20 protein-coding genes and 1 pseudogene are annotated in these 19246 nt (G+C 68.7%); 12 read left to right on the top strand and 9 right to left on the bottom strand.

The features are described from left to right. A partial coding sequence (locus tag C5F48_RS15570) for an NAD(P)H-hydrate epimerase (RefSeq protein ID WP_146170616.1) occupies positions 1-754 on the bottom strand: 754 nt, incomplete at its 3' end. Positions 755-929: 175 nt separating this feature from the next. Here C5F48_RS15570 and C5F48_RS15565 point away from each other — a divergent pair. From C5F48_RS15565 to C5F48_RS15555, 3 genes are all read left to right on the top strand, one after another. Further along, positions 930-1268, top strand: a complete 339-nt coding sequence (locus tag C5F48_RS15565; protein WP_107664804.1) for a P-II family nitrogen regulator — start codon at positions 930-932, stop codon at positions 1266-1268. Positions 1269-1340: 72 nt separating this feature from the next. Continuing rightward, positions 1341-2750 (top strand): type I glutamate--ammonia ligase, encoded by a 1410-nt coding sequence (gene glnA / locus C5F48_RS15560; RefSeq protein ID WP_107664803.1) that lies wholly within the window; start codon positions 1341-1343, stop codon positions 2748-2750. A gap of 174 nt (positions 2751-2924) precedes the next feature. Further along, positions 2925-3722 (top strand): hypothetical protein, encoded by a 798-nt coding sequence (locus C5F48_RS15555; protein ID WP_107664802.1) that lies wholly within the window; start codon positions 2925-2927, stop codon positions 3720-3722. Here the strand turns inward: C5F48_RS15555 and C5F48_RS15550 are convergent. From C5F48_RS15550 to C5F48_RS15540, 3 genes are read right to left on the bottom strand one after another with little or no spacing between them, the layout of a single operon-like run. After that, positions 3719-4759, bottom strand: coding sequence for a sensor histidine kinase (locus C5F48_RS15550; protein WP_107664801.1), 1041 nt, complete (start codon positions 4757-4759; stop codon positions 3719-3721). The genes C5F48_RS15555 and C5F48_RS15550 overlap by 4 nt on opposite strands. Continuing rightward, positions 4759-5196 (bottom strand): response regulator, encoded by a 438-nt coding sequence (locus tag C5F48_RS15545; RefSeq protein ID WP_107664800.1) that lies wholly within the window; start codon positions 5194-5196, stop codon positions 4759-4761. Before C5F48_RS15545 ends, C5F48_RS15550 begins: the two co-directional genes overlap by 1 nt. Further along, positions 5193-6659, bottom strand: a complete 1467-nt coding sequence (locus tag C5F48_RS15540; RefSeq protein ID WP_107664799.1) for a sensor histidine kinase — start codon at positions 6657-6659, stop codon at positions 5193-5195. Before C5F48_RS15540 ends, C5F48_RS15545 begins: the two co-directional genes overlap by 4 nt. A gap of 314 nt (positions 6660-6973) precedes the next feature. On the opposite strand from C5F48_RS15540, the gene C5F48_RS15535 reads away from it, so the two are divergent. Together C5F48_RS15535 and C5F48_RS15530 are read left to right on the top strand one after the other, a co-directional pair. Next, positions 6974-8092 (top strand): AAA family ATPase, encoded by a 1119-nt coding sequence (locus C5F48_RS15535; protein ID WP_107664798.1) that lies wholly within the window; start codon positions 6974-6976, stop codon positions 8090-8092. Then, on the top strand, positions 8092-9387 hold the full coding sequence (locus C5F48_RS15530) for a vWA domain-containing protein (RefSeq protein ID WP_245941297.1): 1296 nt from the start codon (positions 8092-8094) through the stop codon (positions 9385-9387). The genes C5F48_RS15535 and C5F48_RS15530 overlap by 1 nt, the downstream gene beginning before the upstream one ends. Here C5F48_RS15530 and C5F48_RS15525 read toward each other — a convergent pair. The 5 genes from C5F48_RS15525 to C5F48_RS15505 form a co-directional block, all read right to left on the bottom strand. Continuing rightward, complete coding sequence (locus C5F48_RS15525) at positions 9371-10054, bottom strand: hypothetical protein (protein ID WP_245941295.1); 684 nt, start codon at positions 10052-10054, stop codon at positions 9371-9373. The two genes, C5F48_RS15530 and C5F48_RS15525, sit on opposite strands and share 17 nt — an antisense overlap. 115 nt (positions 10055-10169) lie before the next feature. After that, complete coding sequence (locus C5F48_RS15520; RefSeq protein WP_107664796.1) at positions 10170-10604, bottom strand: pyridoxamine 5'-phosphate oxidase family protein; 435 nt, start codon at positions 10602-10604, stop codon at positions 10170-10172. A gap of 83 nt (positions 10605-10687) precedes the next feature. Then, a complete protein-coding gene (locus C5F48_RS15515; RefSeq protein ID WP_107664795.1) occupies positions 10688-11647 on the bottom strand; it encodes a glycosyltransferase in 960 nt (319 codons plus the stop codon). A 246-nt stretch (positions 11648-11893) separates the two neighbouring features. After that, positions 11894-12949, bottom strand: coding sequence for a polysaccharide pyruvyl transferase family protein (locus C5F48_RS15510; RefSeq protein ID WP_107664794.1), 1056 nt, complete (start codon positions 12947-12949; stop codon positions 11894-11896). A 5-nt stretch (positions 12950-12954) separates the two neighbouring features. After that, complete coding sequence (locus C5F48_RS15505; RefSeq protein ID WP_211314585.1) at positions 12955-14454, bottom strand: lipopolysaccharide biosynthesis protein; 1500 nt, start codon at positions 14452-14454, stop codon at positions 12955-12957. A 318-nt stretch (positions 14455-14772) separates the two neighbouring features. Here C5F48_RS15505 and C5F48_RS15500 point away from each other — a divergent pair, with 318 nt between their 5' ends. The 7 genes and pseudogenes from C5F48_RS15500 to C5F48_RS15470 all read left to right on the top strand — a co-directional run. Further along, positions 14773-15135 (top strand): SUF system Fe-S cluster assembly protein, encoded by a 363-nt coding sequence (locus C5F48_RS15500; protein WP_107664793.1) that lies wholly within the window; start codon positions 14773-14775, stop codon positions 15133-15135. 84 nt (positions 15136-15219) lie between these two features. Further along, on the top strand, positions 15220-15876 hold the full coding sequence (locus C5F48_RS15495; RefSeq protein WP_107664792.1) for a hypothetical protein: 657 nt from the start codon (positions 15220-15222) through the stop codon (positions 15874-15876). Continuing rightward, on the top strand, positions 15873-16607 hold the full coding sequence (locus tag C5F48_RS15490) for a DUF3307 domain-containing protein (protein WP_107664791.1): 735 nt from the start codon (positions 15873-15875) through the stop codon (positions 16605-16607). The genes C5F48_RS15495 and C5F48_RS15490 overlap by 4 nt, the downstream gene beginning before the upstream one ends. Positions 16608-16635: 28 nt before the next feature. After that, positions 16636-16986 carry a HesB/IscA family protein gene (locus C5F48_RS15485; protein WP_107664790.1) on the top strand — a complete coding sequence of 117 codons (351 nt, stop codon included), beginning with the start codon at positions 16636-16638 and terminating at the stop codon, positions 16984-16986. Between the two features lie 78 nt (positions 16987-17064). Then, positions 17065-17802, top strand: coding sequence for a triose-phosphate isomerase (gene tpiA / locus C5F48_RS15480; RefSeq protein WP_107664806.1), 738 nt, complete (start codon positions 17065-17067; stop codon positions 17800-17802). A gap of 62 nt (positions 17803-17864) precedes the next feature. Continuing rightward, positions 17865-18803, top strand: a complete 939-nt coding sequence (locus C5F48_RS15475) for a DMT family transporter (protein ID WP_107664789.1) — start codon at positions 17865-17867, stop codon at positions 18801-18803. Then, a pseudogene (locus tag C5F48_RS15470) lies at positions 18803-19246 on the top strand (cytochrome P450); the annotation flags it as partial. The gene C5F48_RS15475 and the pseudogene C5F48_RS15470, both read left to right, overlap by 1 nt.

The raw sequence follows: 19246 nt of genomic DNA, 5'->3' as shown, positions 1-19246 counted from the left end.
CGCCGCCGCCGAGGATCAGCGCGTGGCCGTGGCTGTACTTGTGCCCCGCCCTCTTGCCGGGATCACCGGGGCCGGCCAGCCCCGCCACCTGCCCAGCCGCCTCGCGCAGGAACTCCTGCACCGCAGCCTCCAGCCCGATGGAGACCACACGCAGCGCGCCCGAGAGGCTGGCGCCGGGCTCCAGCATGTGCCCCAGCCGCGGCCGCTCGAAACTGACGGTGAGCCGCGCGGGGCGGTCGAGATAGCCGCCGGCGCTGCGCACCCGGCCGCTGTCGGCGCAGAGGCCCGAGAGGATGTCGACCGCCACCAGCGCGCAGCCGCTGTCCTGCGCCATGGCCAGCGGGCGCCAGATCGCCGGATCGACATCGCGCGCCAGCCCGCCGCCGAACAGCGCATCGACCACCAGCGGCCGCGCGGCCAGATCCGCCCGCTCCAGCGTCGCCAGATCGCGCACCGGCCCCGGCCAGAGCGCCCGCATCGCCTGCGCATCGGCGGTCGCCGGCGGCGCGCTGGCCAGCACCGTCACCGGCAGGCCGCGCCGCTGCAGCAGACGCGCGATGACATAGCCGTCGCCGCCATTGTTGCCCGGCCCGCAGAGCACCACGGCGGCGGAGGCCAGCAGGCCCTCCGCCTCCATCGCCGCGACCACCCCGGCCCCGGCCCGCTCCATCAGCGTCAGGCCGGTGACTGCGCCGGAGGCAATGGCCGCCGCCTCGATGGCGCGCATTTGGGCAGAATGAAGAACTTCCCGCATCACCGCCCCCTTAACGTTCTTTTTCTGCCTAATGTTTGCACAGATAGATCAAATATCAGCCGCAGGGGTCCGGATTCCCGTCCTGCGAAGGCTTGTCGCCACCCTAGCCAATTGTCCCTGCCCTGCGGAAGTGGTCAGTGACTTGCGGACAAGGGCAAAGCGGGGGAGTCGGGCCATGAAGAAGATCGAGGCGATCATCAAGCCGTTCAAGCTCGACGAGGTGAAGGAAGCGCTGCAGGCCGCTGGCGTGCAGGGGCTTTCGGTGACCGAAGTCAAGGGGTTCGGTCGGCAGAAGGGCCATACCGAGCTCTATCGCGGCGCAGAATATGTCGTCGATTTCCTGCCCAAGGTGAAGATCGAGGTCGTCCTTGCGGATGACATGGTCGATGCCGCCATCGAGGCGATCACCTCCGCCGCCCGCACCGACAAGATCGGCGACGGCAAGATCTTCGTCAGCCCTGTCGAGCAGGCGATCCGCATCCGCACCGGCGAGACCGGCGACGACGCGATCTGACCGCCCTTCCGCGCCGGACGCGCGGTTGCGGCCGGCCCTGTCAAGCGATCCTCCAGCAAAAGGAAAGACCAGATGAGCAAAGTGTCTGATGCTCTCAAACTCATACAGGATGAGGAGGTCGAATATGTCGACATCCGCTTCACCGATCCCAAGGGCAAGCTGCAGCATGTGACGCTGGTGGCCGATCTGGTCGACGAGGACTTCTTCGAGGAAGGCTTCATGTTCGACGGTTCGTCCATCGCCGGCTGGAAGTCGATCGACCAGTCCGACATGAAACTGATCCCGGATGCGGGCTCGGTCTACATCGACCCCTTCTACGCCGAAAAGACGCTCTGCGTGCATTGCAACGTGGTCGAGCCCGACACCGGCGAGGCCTACAGCCGCGACCCGCGCGGCACCGCGCTGAAGGCCGAGGCCTACCTCAAGTCCTCGGGCATCGGTGACACCGCCTACTTCGGTCCGGAAGCCGAATTCTTCCTGTTCGACGACGTGCGCTACTCGGTCACCCCGGCCAAGGTCGCCTACCAGATCGACGCCGAAGCGGCGGCCTGGAACACCGACTCGGCCACCGAGGGCGGCAACTACGGCCACCGCGCCGGTCACAAGGGCGGCTACTTCCCGGTGAACCCGGTCGACGAGGCGCAGGACATCCGCGGCGAGATGCTCTCGACCATGAAGCGCATGGGCATCAAGGTCGACAAGCACCACCACGAGGTCGCCACCTGCCAGCACGAGCTGGGCATGATCTTCGGCGGTCTGGTCGAGCAGGCCGACAACATCCAGAAGTACAAGTACGTGATCCACAACGTGGCCCACGCCTACGGCAAGACCGTGACCTTCATGCCGAAGCCCATGAAGGGCGACAACGGCTCGGGGATGCACGTGAACATGTCGATCTGGAAGGATGGCAAGCCGCTCTTCGCCGGCGACAAGTATGCCGATCTCTCGCAGGAGGCGCTGTTCTTCATCGGCGGGATCCTGAAGCATGCCAAGGCGCTGAACGCGCTGACCAACCCGGCGACCAACAGCTACAAGCGCCTGATCCCGGGCTTCGAGGCTCCGGTGCTGCGGGCCTACTCGGCGCGCAACCGCTCGGGCTGCGTCCGTATTCCGTGGACCGAGTCGCCGAAAGCCAAGCGCGTCGAAGCCCGCTTCCCCGATCCCTCGGCGAACCCCTACCTGGCCTTCGCCGCCCTGCTGATGGCCGGCCTCGACGGGATCAAGAACAAGATCGATCCGGGCCCGGCTTCGGACAAGGACCTCTACGACCTGCCGCCGGAAGAACTGGCCGAAATCCCGACCGTCTGCGGCTCGCTGCGCGAGGCGCTGGAGGAGCTGGAGAAGGATCACGACTTCCTGCTGGCTGGCGACGTGTTCACCAAGGACCAGCTCGAGGGCTACATGGCGCTCAAGTGGGAAGAGGTCTACGCCTACGAGCACACGCCGCACCCGATTGAATATGCGATGTACTACTCCTGCTGATCGGCGGGAAAGCTTCGGGAAAGGGCGCCTTCGGGCGCCCTTTTTTATGCGCCATCTGGGCAAATGTGGCAGGACCGTGGCGCAACCTGAGGTTAATTTCTCGTTAAGATCACAATCTTCCCGCATTCCGGGAGTATCCGGGAAACAGTCACCCCGGAGAGGACGGAAAACCTCATGCGCCACATCCCGAGCAGCACCATCGCCCAGATCCTCTACACCCGGCCGGTGCGGCTGGAGTTCGACCGTCTGGTCGAGGAGCTGGACGACGCGCTGCCGGAAGCCGTCCTGCTGGAGGCGCTGCCGGGCAGCGGCCTCGCGATCTTCCGGCTGGACGGATCGACGGTGCTGCTGAGCCTCGCCCGGCGGCCGGGCGGCGGGCACGAGGCCTGCCTCAGCGCCTCCGTCAGCCCTGCGGCGGAGCCGGGAATGGCCGAGGCCGCGATCACCCAGCGCGGCGCGGCGATGTGCGGCATGATCGTCGAGCGGATCCAGGACCGGCACGCGCCGGACGCGGTGGCCTGGCACAAGCTGCCCGGCATGGTGACGCCCGAGCGGCTGGAGGCGCTGCTGGCCGAGGTTCCGACGGTGCAGGAGCTGGCGCCGCTGAGCAAGGCGCAGACCTGCCTGCCGCCGCTGGCCCCCGTGCACAAGGCCGAGCCGCCGCCGGAGCCCGCCGTGGCCCGGGCTGTCACCGGCAACGAGCCGCTGCGCGCGGCGCTCTATCCCGACGGCCCGCCTTGGCAGGCCGCCGCCGCCCCGGCCAATGTGAACGCCGTGCCGATGCGGCTGGCGATCCACACCATGAACACGACGCTGATCCTGGTCTCGCTGCCGGTGGGAGCCGCGATGCTGACCTATTCGCTGCTGCGCGGCGAGGACCTGCGCATGACCTCGCGGGCGCTGGTCTTGACCGGGCTCGGGATGATCGTGATGGAAAGCCGCTTCGGGCAGGCGCTGCTGGCGCTGATCTAGACCGCGTCGGTCTCGAAGCGGATGACGATGCGGGCGCCCTTCTCGGTCGGCAGTTGCTCGACCGTGCCGCCGAGCTGCTCGCCCATCGCCCGCAGCAACCGCTGGCCGAGGCCGGTGCCCTGCGCCACCAGCGTCGGGTCGATGCCCACGCCGTCGTCGCTGACCTCCAGCCGGGCCTGGCCTTCGGAGACTTCGGTCAGCTCGACGCGCAACGCGCCCTCGCCGCCGGTGGGCCAGGCGTATTTCACCGCATTGGTCACCAGCTCCGACACCATCACCCCGAGACAGACCGCGCGGTCGGCGCTGATCCGGACCGGGGCCGCATCGATGGTCAACCGGATCGAGGCCGGCAGGGCGCGGGCGAAATCGGTGAGCATGGTGGTCAGGTAGGCCTCCAGCTCCACCGCGCGCACATCCTCGCCGAGATAGAGGCTGCGATGCACCCCCGCCACCGCGGCGATGCGGATCTGCGCCTCGGCCAGCGCGGTGCGCACCTCTTCCGAGGCGCTGGCGGAGGCCTGCAACCGCAACAGCGACTTCACCATGGCGAGGCTGTTCGCCACCCGGTGATGCACCTCGGCCAGCAGCATCTCGGCCCGCTCGCGCGCCGCATGCACCTCGGCGTCGGCGCGGTCCTTGGCGTCCTGCAGGTCCAGCTTGGCGATAGCGTGATCGATGGCGCGGGCGAGCAGCGGGAAGAAATCCTCGCTGGCGCTCTTCAGCACGTAGTCATCCGCCCCGGCCTTCAGCGCCGCAATGGCGATGGTCGCCTCGGAGGATCCGGTGACATAGATCACCGGCGGCCGTGCGCTGCGGGCGCGGATGCCCTGCAGGATCTCCAGCCCGGTGCCGACGGCGAGGTAATGGTCCAGCACCACGGCGCAGAAGCTCTCTTCCGCCAGCAGCCGCTCGGCCGACTCGGCGTCGATGGCATGGACAAGCTCCATGCCGGCGCGAGCCAGCGTCTTTTCTATCAGCCGGGCGAGGATGGGATCGTCATCGACATAGAGCACGCGCCGAGAGGCGGGCGTGGGCATCACGAGACCTGCATGACCGAGAAGAACAGGCCGAGCTGGCGGATGGCATTGGCGAAGGAATCGTATTCCACCGGCTTGGTGATATAGACGTTGGCGCCCAGATCGTAGCAGCGCTTGATCTCGGCCTCATCATCGGTGGTGGTTAGGATCACCACCGGCAGATGCCTGACGTAGCTGTTCGACTTCAGCTGCTTGAGGATGTCGATCCCGGTCATGTCCGGCAGGTTGAGGTCGAGCAGCACCAGAAGGTAGCGCCCCTCCGACACCTTGCCGCTGCGGTCTTCGCCAAGGATGTAGGTCAGCGCCTCGCCGCCGTTGACGAAGGGGATGATCTCGTTGTTCACCCCGGCGCGCCGGATGTTCTTCTCGATAAGCCGGGCATGGCCCTCGTCATCCTCGACCATCACGATGGTCACTTCCTTGCCCAGGGCTTTCATAGCTTCACCTCATTCAGGACCGGCCGCAAATCCGCAGGCACATGCAGCGTGAAGGTCGATCCCTGACCCGCAACCGACTGCAGGGTGATCTCACCGCCGAGATTTCGCATGAGGGTGCGGACATGTGCAAGCCCGATTCCCTCCCCCGGCCTGTCCTGCGCCCCCGCACGGCGGAACAGTTCGAAGACGCGGTCGTGATCGTCGCCGGAAATGCCGCGGCCGTTGTCGCTGACGTCGATCCGCACCATCCGGGCGCCCTCGCGATAGGCGTGGATCTTCAGCCGCAGCGGCCGGTCGGGATGGGCGTATTTCACCGCGTTGTCGACGAGGTTCCCCAGCGCCTGCTCCAGCGACAGCCGGTCGCCGATGATCTCGGGCACCCTGACGTCGATCTCGACCGAGCCGTCCATGTCGGAGATCTGGTGCTGCACCGTCGCCGCCGTCAGCTCGGCCAGCGCCTTCAGGTCGATGGGCGCGGGCTTCAGCTCGCGCCGGCCGTCGCGCGAGATCTTCAGGATGGCGTTGATCAGCCCGTCCATCTTGCGGGTGGAGGAGCGGATGAAGCCGAGCGCCTCCGGCAGGTCCTCGGCCGCGGCCAGCCGGGCGTCGCGAATGTCGCTCTCGCTGATCGGCGACCCGTCGGCCAGCACATAGGCCTGCAGCGGCTTCAGCGCGGTCTCCAGCTCGCTGGTGAAGCCCATGATGTTGACCAAGGGCGCGCGCAGGTCATGCGTCACGATATAGGCGAAGCGCTGCACCTCCTGATTGGCGCGCATCAGGTCGACGGTGCGCTGCTGCACCCGCTCCTCCAGACCCGCATTCAGCCGGCGCATTTCCTCCTCGGCCGCCCCCAGCGCGCGCAGCTGGCGCGACATCTCGAGGAAGGCACCGCCGATCACCACCAGCGTCGCCAGCCCGCCGACCACCGAGGCGATCTGCAACAGCCGGTTCAGCCGCTCCTGCCGCGCGATCGCCTCGGCGTTGCGCGCGTCGGAGCGGTCCAGCACCCCGGTCAGGATCTCGCGGATGCGGTCCATCGTGGCGCGGCCCTCACCCTCCAGCCCGATCAGCGACAGCCGGTCGATACCGCCCTCGGCCACGTCGGCCAGGGTGATCTCGGCCAGCTCCAGCCGCCGCTCGACCAGCTGCCGCAGCTCCGCCCCGTCGGCTTCGCCATGCTCCGGCAGGTGCGGCAGCAGCGTGTCGGCCAGTCGCGGCACGCGGTTGCGGGCGTCCTCGTAGGGCGCGAGGAAGGCCTGGTCCTGGGTGACGATGAAGCCGCGCTGGCCGATCTCGGTGTCCTGCAGCGCCGAAAGCAGATCCGCCGCATTGCGCCGCATCTCGCGCTCGTCCACGATCAGCCCGAAGGTCTCGTCGGCGCGGAAGGCGATATAGGTGCCGATCGACCCGACCAGCACCAGCAGCAGCGCCCCAAGGGCCAGAAGCCCGGTGCTTCGTCTCATTCTCTGGGGTCCGTGCTGCACTGCGAGCTCTTCCTCTGTTGCGTGAGGCCGGACGCTAGCATGGCTCGGCAGGCTGGATAAGGGCGGAAGGCACGGTTTTGCCGCCAATCCGGCAAGGTGAGTCGCGACTGCGGCAAAGCGAAAACACGCCGTTGCGTCACATGCGACAAAATCACGCGGCAGGGCGGAACTCCGGCGTCCGGCGCGCTATTTATCTGCTGTCAGGGCGTCCGCCTCCGCGGCCTTCCCGACCCTCTGCGCCGTTTGCGGCGGACGGGCAGAGCGGGTGTCAGCCGGATGTGAAAGGACTGGTAATGACTGTTAACACGATGACCGTCTCGGCCGGACAGGCGCTCAGGGTTCTGCGCGAAGGCTGGGCGGCCCAAAGGGCCGGCGCGCTCACCACCTCCTGGATGCTGCATGGCCGGCCCGGCGTCGGCAAGACCGAGGTGGTGCGCCAGCTGGCCGCCGAGCAGAAGGCGAGACTCTACGACCTGCGCCTCACCACGATTGAGTCGCAGGACCTGCGCGGCCTGCCCTATTACGACCACGAGACGAAGAAGACGCTCTGGTATCGCCCGGACGATCTGCCGGACGATCCAAACCACCCCTCGCTCCTCTTCCTCGACGAGCTGACCGCCGCGCCGCCGCACCTGCATCCCGCCGTCTACGGCCTACTGCAGGAGCGCCGCGTCGGCCCGCATCATCTGCCCGACAACGTCTTCATCGTGGCGGCCGGCAACATGGTCGAGGATGGCGCGGTGGCCTACGAGATGGGCACCGCCCTGTCGGACCGGCTGATCCACCTGAACGTCGAGGCCTCGGCCTCGGACTGGCTGGAGAATTTCGCCATCCCGAACAGCCTACATCCCGCCGTCGCCGCCTTCATACGCACCCGCCCCGACCTCCTGGAGACCACGGCCGAGGCGCTGGACCGCGGGTTGATGATCTCCACCACGCCGCGCAGCTGGGAAAGGGTCAGCCGGATCATGCAGGCGGTGGACGACCGCGCGCTGCGCAAGATCATGCTGGCGGGCACCATCGGCGAGGCGGTGGCGGCGGAGTTCCAGCTGGTCGCCGATGACATCGAGGCCAGCGTCAGCGTCGCCGCCCTGCTGGAGGCCGCGCCGAAGGACCGCCCGGCGCTCTATCCGGAATCGATGCATGGGCTGCATGCGCTGATCTACGGGTTGGTCGGCGCGCTGGGGCCGCAGACCGCCGTGCCGGTGATCGACGTGATGGCCGGCATCCGCACCCTGGACCGCGAGCGCAGCGACGCCGCCTTCGCCCGGATGCCGCTGGCCGAGCTCTGTACCCATGGGTTCGAGATGGCGATCCGCCGCGGGCTGGAACAGGGGCTGGCCGAGGACTTCCTCGACCACCCGGCATACGAAGCCTATTCGCAGGAACGCCGCGCGCTGGGTCTGGACTGATGGCGACGCATTCCCGCCGCGCCGGCCCCGCCCTGCGCCGGCTGTCCGAGGCCGACCCGGCCCTCGGCGCTCTCGCGTTCTGGTGCCCGCACCGCGACGCCGAGGGCGAGACGGCGGCCTGGACCGATGGCCGCAGCGTGTTCTACGGCCCGGGCTTCGAAGCGCTGGCCCCGCACGAGCAGGCCGGGCTCGCCGCGCATCAGGTGCTGCATATCGCGCTGCGCCACGCACCGCGCGCCCTGGCGATGCGCGGCCGCTTCGGCGACCGTTTCGACGAGGAGCTGTTCAACATCGCCTGCGACGCCATCCTGAACCAGACGCTGGTGCAGGCCGGCCACGCCCTGCCCCGGCCCGTCGTACTGCTGGCGGACCTGCTGAAGGCCGCCCTGCCCGGCGAGACGGCGCTGACCGGCTGGGATGTGGAGCGGCTCTACATCCGGCTGATGGCCGATGCCGGCAAGGGCGGCAAGGGCGGCGGCGAGGGCAAGACCGCCGGCAAGGCCGAGGGCAAGGACGGCAAGCCCGAGGCCGCCGAGGCGGCGCATGCGCTGGCGCGGCAGAAGGGCTTCGGCAAGGATCTGCACGCCGCCCCCGCCCCGGTCGAGGGCGACAAGGAGGAAACCCCCGACCCCGACGCCTGGCGCGAGCGGCTGGCGCGGGCGATGGAGGATGGGCGCTCCGCCGGACGCGGCATCGGCACGCTGGGGACCGGCGCGCTCGACCTGCCGCAGGCGCATACGCCTTGGGAACGGGTGCTGCGGCGGCTGATCTCCAAGGCGGTGTCGCACCAGCCGCGCCCGGATTGGGGCCGCCCGGCCCGGCGCTGGCTGGCGCATGACAGTGCGGCGCGCGAGGAGGGCCGGTTCCAGCCCGCCTTCCAGCCGGCCCGCTCGGCCGACCGCAACCGTGCGCGGGTGGCGGTGGCGGTCGACACCTCCAGCTCGATCGACGACGCCCGGCTCGGGCTCTTCGCGGCGCAGGTGGCCGGAATCGGCCGGCGCTCGGGGGCGGAGGTGCATGTGCTGGCCTTCGACACCGTGGTGACCGGCCACAGCCGGATGCAGGGCGTCGCCTGGGAGCAGGAGATCCGCGGCATCGGCTTCGCCCGCGGCGGCGGCACCGACTTCGGCCCGGTGATCGCGGCGGCCTCGGCGCTGGACCCTTCGGTGATCGTGCTGCTCACCGATCTGGACGGGCCCTGCGGCCCCGCGCCCAAGGCGCCGGTGATCTGGGCCATCCCGCAGGAGGAGGCCCCGGCCCCGCCCTTCGGCAGGGTGCTCAGCCTCGCGCGCTGAGCGTCCGTCGCGCCATGCCCGCCAGCCGGGCATGCGCCGAGATGCTGGAAGCCTCCAGCGCCACCGAGCGCAGCGGCTTCTTCTGCACCAGGTTGATGCGCAAGAGCGCGCCCTCGTCGAAGCCCCGGTCGAACAGGCCCTCGCGCAGCATCGCCCGCTCCTCGGGGGTGAGGTCCAGCACCGCCCGCGTCTCGGCGTCCTGCACCGAGACGAAGGTCAGGGGCCGCAGCCGCGCCATGTCGGACTGTTCCACCACCAGCACCAGCCGTCCTTTCATCATGCCGCGCCCGGCGGCGATCCGGGTCAGGATCGCCCGGCCGCGCTGCGACAGCATGTCGAGCCCGCGGTCCACGTGATCATCCTCGCCCGGCCGCGCCGTCACCGGCAGCACGTTGCCCTCGACGATCAACGCCGCCAGCAACAGCACCGGGGCCACGGCCAGCCCGATCTCGGCGAACTCCGGCATCAAGAGCATGGCGATGGGGATCGGGGCCAGGATCAGCGCATGGCGCACCAGCGAGGAGTCGAGCATCAGCCGCCAGAAGGTCGGCGAGAGCATCAGTTTTCGCGGAAAGACCAGCGTTCCGGCGCGGCGCATCACCCCGGTGGCGGTGCAGCGGCGCAGGGCGCGGGCATTCACTACGGTGGAGGGAGTCAGAATGAACATGATACCTCGGTCGTCACGCTGGATGTCTGTCAAGCACCGACGCGCGGCTCCGGTTCCCCGATGCCGCGCGCGCTTCACCTCTATATCACGGGGTGGTTAGCAATACGCCGCAGCGTCACAAACGGATCTCTCCCTCGTCGGTCCCGTCCCAGTAATGGATGCGGCTGGCATGGATGTTCAGGAGCACCATTCCGGGCGTGTCGATCCCCTCGGGGAACCACATCCGCAGGCTCTTGAACCAATGCGCCTCGAAGGCAGCCCTGTCGCGAATGATCTCGGCGCGGCCCTCGATCGACAGGAAGAGCGGCGGCTTGCCCAAGAGCCCGGCCTTGCCGGTGAGCGACATGGCGACCCTCGGGTCGGCCTTGATGTCGCGGACGGTGTGGGTGTCCTCGTAGGTGAAGAACCAGCTGTCGCCGTCGAAGGCCACGTCGCCGTTGTTGCTCATCGGCCGCCCGGCGATCTCGCCGCCCTCGGCCCGTGTGAAGAGCATGGTGAAATCAATCTCGCGCATGTCCTGCGCGATGTCTTCCAAGGTCTTGTCAGCCATTCGCTTGTCTCCGCGGCCCCGTGCCGCCCAAGACACAGTTCCCGGGCGGGCAAAAGGTTCCTTGGCGGAGCGAGGCCGGAGGATCAGCCCGCCACGTTGCCCCGGCGCCAGAACTCGATGGCGCCGCGGAAGTGGTTGAACTTCATCCAGTGCGGCAGCCATTGCGACGAGGGTCGGGTCACCGAGGTGGCGAGGTAGAGGCACAGATGCACCGCCGCCTTGCGCCAGACCCAGAGCGGCGCGCCCGACAGGCGCCGCCCGCCGGCCGGCGCAAGCGCGCCCATGGTCAGCGCACCCTCGACGGTGCTGAGATAGGCCCAGGTCTCGCCGGCCGAGCGGTAATAGACCCCGACGTAATCCAGCGACAGCCGCGCCTTCGGAATCAGATGGCGCACCATGGCCCCCGGCACCCAGACCCCGGTCGCGCCCGCATCGAGGATGCCCTCGATCACCGTAACCTCCTCACCCAGCCGCTTCTGGCCGGGGCTGACGCCGAGGTTGGGGTCGTAGCGCCACTGTTTCTGCTCGGCGGTGCGGACGGCGAAATTCGCGCCATAGGGAAGATGGTCGCCGACCTTGGTCAGCCGGATCGGCTTGGCGCCCAGATCGCGCTTCGCCATCAGCGAGGCCAGCTTGTCGTAGTTCTGCTCGAACCAGCGCGGCGCCGGGCCTTCCAGCACCGGCACGATCTGGCCGCCGAAGACCGCGGCCTCGGGATAGCGGCGGAAGGCCTCGGCATAGGCCACAAGCCAGTTCGGGTCGATCATCACGTCGTCGTCGGTCCAGCAGATGTACTCGCCCCGCGCCTCGGCCACGCCGCGGTTGCGGGCATGCGACAGCCCGGCCTCGGGTTCGAGGATATGGCGGATCGGCAGCAGCCCGGCGACGCTTGCCACCACCTCGGCGGTGTTGTCGGTGCTGCCGTTGTCGATCAGCAGGAACTCCCACTCGACATCCGGCTTCTTCATCGCCACCGCGGTCATGAGCACGCGGCGCAACTGTTCGGCCCGGTTCCGCGTGCACATGATGACACTGATGAACATCGGTTTCTCCTTCAGATCACCGGACAGGTCCGGACGTAGGGGGCTGCCGGGCTAACGGCGGCCTGCAGGGGACGGGGCGAAAACGCTCGCGGGGAATAAACGACCGACCGCCCGTGACTTCGCGGCCTCACGCAACCTTAACGCGAATCGTAACAGAACAATACACTTCTGGATGAGGGTCCGTGCAACGGGCGACATCCCGCCGGCGACTGCCCGCTTTCCGGGCAGTCGGACAACAAACGCGCCTCAGATCGCCATGGTTTCGCGCGCCGGCAACTGCCGCGCGAGGCCGAGCGCTTCCTCCATGCCATCCGCCGGCGAGGCGCCCTCCCAGGTGGTGCCGAAGCAATCCGAGAATCGGCGGATCTTGCCGTAGCTGTTGTCGAGGAACGCATGCGGCAGGCCGAGCAGGGTCGACAGGATATGCACATGCAGCCGGTCGGTGATGACGAAGCGCGCCCCCGCCAACTGGTCGAGCCCCGCCTGCATCCGCCGGGCGGCAAGGCGGTTGAAGAAAGCCAGCTTGCGCGCCTCCCTGCCCCATTTGCGCCGGTCGAGCGTCAGCAGCGTGGCGATCCGCGTCTGCCGCAACGCCGTGGCGTGCAGCTCCGGATCATCGGCCGGCCAGTCGCTGCGCAGCCAGCCCGCGGGCAGCGGGTCGGGCAGCGCCGCGATCGGCCGCGCCTCGATATCCTCGCGCAGCGCCAGCAGCAGGTCCAGGTCGGGGGCGCGGCTGCGCGGCAGCTCTCCCAGCGCGAAGGCCATGTCGGGGCAGAGCTTCACCGTGCAGTCGAAACGGCTGGTGGCCAGATCATAGCTCGGCTGGTCTCGCACCAGCAGCGTGAAGGCCCCGTGGCGGCGGATCGCCTCGGCGGTGCGGGTGATGGCCGCGTCGTCCTTGTAATGGATCGATTGCGGCAACTGCACCACCGATCGGCCCGGAAAGGCCGCCAGCACCGCCTCGCGGAAATCCTGATGCGCCGGCCAGATGTCGCCGAAATTGCCGCCACCATGCAGAAGGATCACCCCTTCGGGCATCGCGGCCTTCAGCTCCTCCATCGTCGTCCCGCAACGGCAGGTCAGCGCCGGGGCGGCCTTCACCCGGCTGTCGAGCCAGGCGATGTTGCCCATCCAGATCGCGCTGTCGCCGACATTACCGTGATCGGGAAAATCCAGCAGCGCATAGGGCTTGGCCTGCAGGGCGGGCACGAGTGGCCCGAGCACCTCGTCGATCCGCGCCTGCAGGCGGCGGATCACGTCGAGGTGGCTTTGCGGCGGGGCGGAGGGGGAAGACAGGGTCATGGGCCTCAGGATTTCTTGACGAGGGAACGGAGCAGGTCGAACAGCGGGCGCAGCATGGTGCGGGCGAGCAGCAGCAGCAGGAGGGCATAGAGCGCGGCCCCCAAGGCCACCGAGGCCCCGATCAGCGACCAGCCGGGGCCGGTCGCCATCAGCAGGTGGGGCTTCGCGAGCCAGACCGCAACCGCCATCACCACCGACGAGACCAGCGGCGGCAGCAGCATCTTCAGCGTGGACAGGGGCGAGACGCCACCATGCTTCATCAGCACCCATTGCTGATAGGGCATGGTCAGGTAGGCCCGCGCCACATAGGCGGCGGCCACGGCGACCAGCCCGAAGGGCACCAGCAGCCAGGTCAGCAGCACCGTCGCGGCCAGCTGCAGCGCGGCCACGGCGACGATCTGCCCGGCGCGGTTCACCGCCGCCAGCGCCGGCCCGGCGAAGAAATTGGTGACGAAGGGCACCGCCATCAGCACCAGCACCATGGCGATGTCGCTCGACTCGGCCCACTGCGGGCTGAACACCAGCGGGATGAACTCATGGGCCAGCGCGCCGAAGCCCAGGAGCAGCGGGAAGACGAATATCCCCGCGACGGCCATCATCCGGTTGTAGGTCCGGCCGAAGCGCTCGCGGTCATCCTGCAGCCGCGACAGCGTCACCAGCGACACCTGGCCGATCGGGGCCAGCACCGACTGGCCCAGAAGCTCGATCAGCCGCCAGGCGATGCGATAGGCCCCGACGGCGGTCGGCCCGTACCAGCGGGAGATGAAGATGTCCTGCACCCGGACCAGCATCATCCACATCAGCTGGGTCAGCACCATGCTGAGGTTGAAGAGCAGCACCGGCTTCAGCTGCGCCCAGCTGAAGCGGAACCGTGGCACCCAGCGGTACATCGCCCAGGCGAGGCCCACGGTGATCACCGCCGAGACGGCGGATTGCACCACCAGCGCCCAGATCCCCCAGCCGGCATAGGCCGCCGCCACCGCGACAAGGCCCGAGACGAGGCTGGCGGCGACGCTTTGCAGCGCGAGGTGCTTGTGGCGGAACTCGCGCGCCATCCGCGCGGCATGCACCGTGCCGAGGGTGGAGAGCGGCAGCAGCACCGCCAGCCACCGCACCACGGCGGTGACGTTCTCCTCCTGCACCAGCGCGGCGTAGTAGGGCGCGGCGGCGAAGGCGACCGCCCCCATGGCCGAGCTGAGGCCCAGCGTGGTCCAGAAGGCGGTGTCGGCGAAGCTCTCATCCAGATCGAGCTGGCGGATCACCGCGTCGCCCATACCGGCGCTGGCGGCGATGCGGGTGAATTCGACGAAAAGGCTGGCGAGGGCGAAGATGCCGAACTCGGTCGGACCCAGCAGCCGGGCCAGCACGACAAAGAGCACGAAGGTGGCGATGTTCACCCAGCCAGCGCGCAGCACCGACCAGAGCATGGCAGTGGCGGTCTTCTTCTTCAGGTCGTCGGGCTTCTTCGGCGCGTCGGTCGGGGCCATGCTCTCGGCGGCGGTCATGCGATCTTCCAGGCTTGCGGGCGGAGGACCGGGACGGCCTCGTTTCGGTCAAACAGCACTCCGGCGGCACGGATGCCGCCCCCTCCCGCAATGCTGCACCGCAACATGACCGGAAAGCCTGTGCGAAGTATAGCGGATTTGGCCACACCAATAGGTTGTAGGCGAAGATCGGCACAATTTTATGCAACTGTCGCCGCTTCGCCGCCGACCGGAGCGTGACGCAGCGTCATTCTGACCGATGGACAGCGAGACGCGACCCACTGGACCTTTGCCGCGTCATTCCCTATATATTTGGTCAACTAAAAGCGCGAGCATCCCATGACCCACTCCGCCGACATGATCGAGGGCGCGCCCCTGATCAAGCCCTCCACCACCGACCACCCGCTCTACGACTCCGTCGTCGAGGCCTGCCGTTCGGTCTTCGATCCCGAGATCCCGGTGAACATCTACGATCTGGGGCTGGTCTACACCATCGACATCTCGCCCGAGAACGAGGTCGAGATCCTGATGACCCTCACCGCCCCCGGCTGTCCGGTGGCCGGCGAGATGCCGGGCTGGGTCGCCGATGCGGTGGAGCCCATCGCCGGCGTGAAGCAGGTGAATGTCGGCATGACCTTCGATCCGCCCTGGGGGATGGAGATGATGTCGGACGAGGCGCGGCTCGAACTCGGCTTCATGTAAGCGATAGATCAAGCTTTTGGGCTTGAAAGTGATTGCATCAAGCTTGAAAGCTTGATTTCATCATATCAAGGCAAAGGACTTGATATGTCACGGATCATCTCGGTCATCACCGGCGACATCGTCGGCTCCTCCGACGCCCCCCAGGGGGCGCTGGAGCGGACGATGCAACTCCTGTCCCGCGCCGCGGGCGAGCTGACCTATTGGTCCCTGCCGCCCGCGCGCTTCACCCGGTTTCGCGGCGATGGCTGGCAAGTCCTTGTCAATGCACCGGAACTTGCCCCCCGAGCCGCCCTTTTCCTCACCGCCCGCCTGCGTGCCGATCCTGAGGCGATGGCCAGCCGGATGTCGATCGGCACCGGCCCCTTCGCCTCGCTCGGCGGCGCCGACCTGTCGGACGCGCGCGGCGCGGCCTTCGAGCTGTCGGGCCGCGGGCTCGACGCGATGAGCCGGCTGCGGCTCTTGTCGGTCGAGGGCGAGGGGCTGACGGCTCTGCACCCGGTGGTGCTGGACCTACTGGAGCAGCATTGCCGCAAATGGACCCGCGATCAGGCCGCTGCCGCCGCGCTGGCGCTGCACCCGGGGAATCCGACGCTGCAGGACATGGCCAGCGTGCTCGGCATCTCGCCGCAGGCGGTGAACTACCGGCTCAGCGGCGGCGCGGTGCAGGCGATCCGCCGGGCGCTGACCGGCTGGGAGGAGGCCTTCCTCGCCCATGCCGAGACCGGGAGCTGGACGCGATGAGCGAGATCCTCGCCGCCCTGCTCCTGGCCCACGCCGTCGCCGACTTCCTGCTGCAGCCGGACTGGATGGTGCGGCGCAAGCGCGAGCCCTGGGTGCTGCTGGCCCATGCGGCCGTGGTGCTGGCGCTGTCGCAGCTGGCGCTCGGCCATGTCGCCTCGCCCTGGGTGCTGGGGCTGGCGGCGCTGCATCTGGCGATCGACGCGGTGAAGACCCATCTTGCCCGCCCCGGCCTTGCCGCCTTCCTCGCCGATCAGGCGGCGCATCTGGCGGTGATCCTCGGCGTGGCGCTGCTCGCCCCCGACCTCTGGGAGACCGGGCTTTGGGCTGCCCTGCCCGAACGCTTCGCGGCCCTGCCGCACTACATGCTGCTGGCCGCCGGGCTGATCCTCGCCACAAGGGCCGGCGGCGTCGCCGTCGGGCTCCTGATGCGGGCGCAGGCCGCCGAGGACCCGCCGGCCCGCGGGTTGCCGAAGGGCGGCACGACGATCGGCTATCTCGAGCGCGGGCTGATCTTCATCCTGATCCTCTCGGGCCAACCGGAGGCCACCGGCTTCCTGATCGCCGCGAAATCCATCCTGCGCTTCGGCGCGGTGTCCGAGGACCGCGCCGCCTCGGAATATGTCATCATCGGCACGCTGGCCTCCTTCGGCTTGGCCATCGCCACGGCGCTCGCGGTGCAGCATCTGGCCACCGGCCTGCCGCCGCTTGAGATTCCCGGCCCGACACCCTAGATTGAACGGAACCCCAAAGGATCTTCCCATGTTCGGCATTCCCGGAAAACAGGCCGTCACCCTCACCCCCGCCGCCGCGAAGCAGATCGCCCGGCTGATGGACAAGCAGAGCTCCAAGGGCCTGCGCATCGGCATCAAGAAGGGTGGCTGCGCCGGCATGGAATACACCATGGACTACGTGTCCGAGGTGAACCCGATGGACGAGACGGTGGAGCAGGACGGCGCGCGGGTGATGATCGCCCCGATGGCGCAGATGTTCCTCTTCGGCACCGAGATCGACTACGAGACCTCGCTGCTGGAGGCGGGCTTCAAGTTCCGCAACCCCAACGTCTCCGAGGCCTGCGGCTGCGGCGAGTCGATCAAGTTCAAGGACGCCTGAGGGCTCGGGGAAGCCTGACGCTTTCCCCGTCGCCCGCCATCGGCTAAGAGATTCCCGACCGACAGGAAAGGAATGACGATGCGCAAACTCGCCGCTGGCAACTGGAAGATGAACGGGGTCGAAGCCGATCTCGCCGAAGTCGACGCCCTGGTCTCCGCCCATCGCACCCCGCGCTGCGAGATGCTGCTCTGCCCGCCGGCCACGCTGATCTCGCGCATGGCGGCGCGGGCCACCGGCGACCTGTTCATCGGCGCGCAGGATTGCCACGCCCAGGCTTCCGGCGCGCATACCGGCGATATCTCGGCCGCGATGCTGGTCGACGCCGGGGCCACCCATGTCATCCTCGGCCATTCCGAACGCCGCGCCGACCATGGCGAGACCGATGCGGAGGTCCGCGCCAAGGCCGAGGCCGCGCTGGCCGCGGGGCTGGTCGCCATCGTCTGTGTCGGCGAGACCGAGGCGCAACGCGACGCCGGCCAGACGCTGGAAGTCATCGGCGGCCAGCTCGCGGGCTCGGTGCCCGAGGCCGCCACCGCCCGGACCACGGTCATCGCTTACGAGCCGGTCTGGGCCATCGGCACCGGCCGCACGCCCACGCTGGAGGAGATCGCCGAGGTCCACGCCTTCCTGCGCGCCGGGCTGGCCAAGCGGTTCGGCGACGCCGAGGGCTTCCGCCTGCTCTACGGCGGCTCGGTGAAACCCTCGAACGCCGGCGAGATCTTCGCCGTGGCCAATGTCGACGGCGCGCTGGTCGGCGGCGCCAGCCTGAAGGCCGCCGATTTCGGCGCCATCGTCGAGGCGCTTTCCGCCGCCTGAATCTCCGGCCGAAGGTCGCGGAAGGCGCAGCGGCGGGCGCGGGAATCGGTCAGGCTCGGGGCATGTTGCAGCCCCGCCGCCTGACCACGCTCTCCGCCAACCTGATCTGCATGGCTTCCATGCTGGTCTGGGCCGCCGGGCTTCCCGCCGCCGAGCTGCTGATCGGCCCGCTCACCCCGCTGCCGCTCACCGCGCTCCGGATGCTCACCGCGCTGGCGCTGCTGCTGCCGCTCTGGCTGGCGCTCGAAGGCATGCAGAGCCTGCGCCGCGCCAGCTGGACCCGGGGACTCTTCGTCGGCGGCATCGGCTTCGGCCTCGGGGCCTATCTGCTCGTCTCGGCGCAATCCCTGACCGACCCGATCACCATCGCAGTGATCACCGCCGCCATGCCGGTGATCGGCATCGCGCTGGAATGCCTGCTGGACGGCCGCCGGCTGAGCGGCGCGCTGATCCTCGGCGTGGCGCTGAGCCTCTGCGGCGGGCTGATCTCCTATGGCGGCAAGCTCGGCGCGGGCGGTTTCGGCCTCGGCGCGCTGATGGCCGTGGTCTCGGTGGTCTGCTACACATGGGGCTCGCGCGAGACGGTGAAGAGCTTCCCCGACCTCTCGCCGCTCGGCCGCGCCACGGTGACATTGGCGGGGGCGACGGCCGTCACCACGCTGGCCGCCGGCTTGCAGGTCTCGCTCGGCGGGCCCTCCCCCGACTGGAGCGCCATCGGCACGCCGCAGATCGTGGCGCTGCTGATCTACGGCATCGGCGCGCTGGCGGTGTCGCAGGTGCTCTGGATCATTTCGGTCGGGCATCTCGGCATCGGCGTCGCTTCCTTGCATGGCAATGCGACCCCGTTCTATGTCATGGTCTTCCTGGTGATGCTCGGCGGCTCCTGGAGCTGGACCCAGGCCCTCGCCGCCGCCATCGTCGTTCTCGGCGTGCTGGTGGCGCAGGGCAGGATGCCCCGACGCAGCACCGAGACGATCCGCCGAGACAACCCCATGAGCTGATGCAGAGCCTGACCCAATCGCCCACCGCCGCCCGCTTCGTGCAGAACCCCTATCCGTTCTACGAGCGGGCCCGAGCGCTGGGGCCGTTCTTCCACTGGACCGATTACGACCTGCCCTGCACCACTTCGCACACCGCGATCAACGCCATCCTGCGCGACCGCCGCTTCGGCCGCGAATGTCCGCCCGCGCTGCGTCCCGCGGTGCCCGAGCATCTGCGCCCGTTCTACGCCGTCGAGGACCACTCGATGCTGGAGCTGGAGCCGCCGCATCACACCCGCCTGCGCGGCCTCGTGCTGCGCGCCTTCACCAGCCGCCGCATCGCCACGCTGGCGCCCGAGATCGAGGCCATCGCGCATCAGCTGATCGACGCGCTGCCCGAGGGCGAGTGCGACCTGATCGCCCATTTCTGCAGACGGCTGCCGATGCTGGTCATCGCCCGGCTG

Origin of the sequence: Cereibacter changlensis JA139 (genome assembly GCF_003034985.1) — a bacterium.
GTDB classification, from domain to species: domain Bacteria; phylum Pseudomonadota; class Alphaproteobacteria; order Rhodobacterales; family Rhodobacteraceae; genus Cereibacter; species Cereibacter changlensis.
This window is presented reverse-complemented; position numbering and strand designations above follow the sequence as displayed.

Coding starts and splice junctions, on each gene's coding strand:
- C5F48_RS15565 (WP_107664804.1), top strand. CDS start 930: ATGAAGAAGATCGAGGCGATCATCAAGCCGTTCAAGCTCGACGAGGTG.
- glnA (WP_107664803.1), top strand. CDS start 1,341: ATGAGCAAAGTGTCTGATGCTCTCAAACTCATACAGGATGAGGAGGTC.
- C5F48_RS15555 (WP_107664802.1), top strand. CDS start 2,925: ATGCGCCACATCCCGAGCAGCACCATCGCCCAGATCCTCTACACCCGG.
- C5F48_RS15550 (WP_107664801.1), bottom strand. CDS start 4,759: ATGCCCACGCCCGCCTCTCGGCGCGTGCTCTATGTCGATGACGATCCC.
- C5F48_RS15545 (WP_107664800.1), bottom strand. CDS start 5,196: ATGAAAGCCCTGGGCAAGGAAGTGACCATCGTGATGGTCGAGGATGAC.
- C5F48_RS15540 (WP_107664799.1), bottom strand. CDS start 6,659: ATGAGACGAAGCACCGGGCTTCTGGCCCTTGGGGCGCTGCTGCTGGTG.
- C5F48_RS15535 (WP_107664798.1), top strand. CDS start 6,974: ATGACTGTTAACACGATGACCGTCTCGGCCGGACAGGCGCTCAGGGTT.
- C5F48_RS15530 (WP_245941297.1), top strand. CDS start 8,092: ATGGCGACGCATTCCCGCCGCGCCGGCCCCGCCCTGCGCCGGCTGTCC.
- C5F48_RS15525 (WP_245941295.1), bottom strand. CDS start 10,054: ATGTTCATTCTGACTCCCTCCACCGTAGTGAATGCCCGCGCCCTGCGC.
- C5F48_RS15520 (WP_107664796.1), bottom strand. CDS start 10,604: ATGGCTGACAAGACCTTGGAAGACATCGCGCAGGACATGCGCGAGATT.
- C5F48_RS15515 (WP_107664795.1), bottom strand. CDS start 11,647: ATGTTCATCAGTGTCATCATGTGCACGCGGAACCGGGCCGAACAGTTG.
- C5F48_RS15510 (WP_107664794.1), bottom strand. CDS start 12,949: ATGACCCTGTCTTCCCCCTCCGCCCCGCCGCAAAGCCACCTCGACGTG.
- C5F48_RS15505 (WP_211314585.1), bottom strand. CDS start 14,454: ATGACCGCCGCCGAGAGCATGGCCCCGACCGACGCGCCGAAGAAGCCC.
- C5F48_RS15500 (WP_107664793.1), top strand. CDS start 14,773: ATGACCCACTCCGCCGACATGATCGAGGGCGCGCCCCTGATCAAGCCC.
- C5F48_RS15495 (WP_107664792.1), top strand. CDS start 15,220: ATGTCACGGATCATCTCGGTCATCACCGGCGACATCGTCGGCTCCTCC.
- C5F48_RS15490 (WP_107664791.1), top strand. CDS start 15,873: ATGAGCGAGATCCTCGCCGCCCTGCTCCTGGCCCACGCCGTCGCCGAC.
- C5F48_RS15485 (WP_107664790.1), top strand. CDS start 16,636: ATGTTCGGCATTCCCGGAAAACAGGCCGTCACCCTCACCCCCGCCGCC.
- tpiA (WP_107664806.1), top strand. CDS start 17,065: ATGCGCAAACTCGCCGCTGGCAACTGGAAGATGAACGGGGTCGAAGCC.
- C5F48_RS15475 (WP_107664789.1), top strand. CDS start 17,865: ATGTTGCAGCCCCGCCGCCTGACCACGCTCTCCGCCAACCTGATCTGC.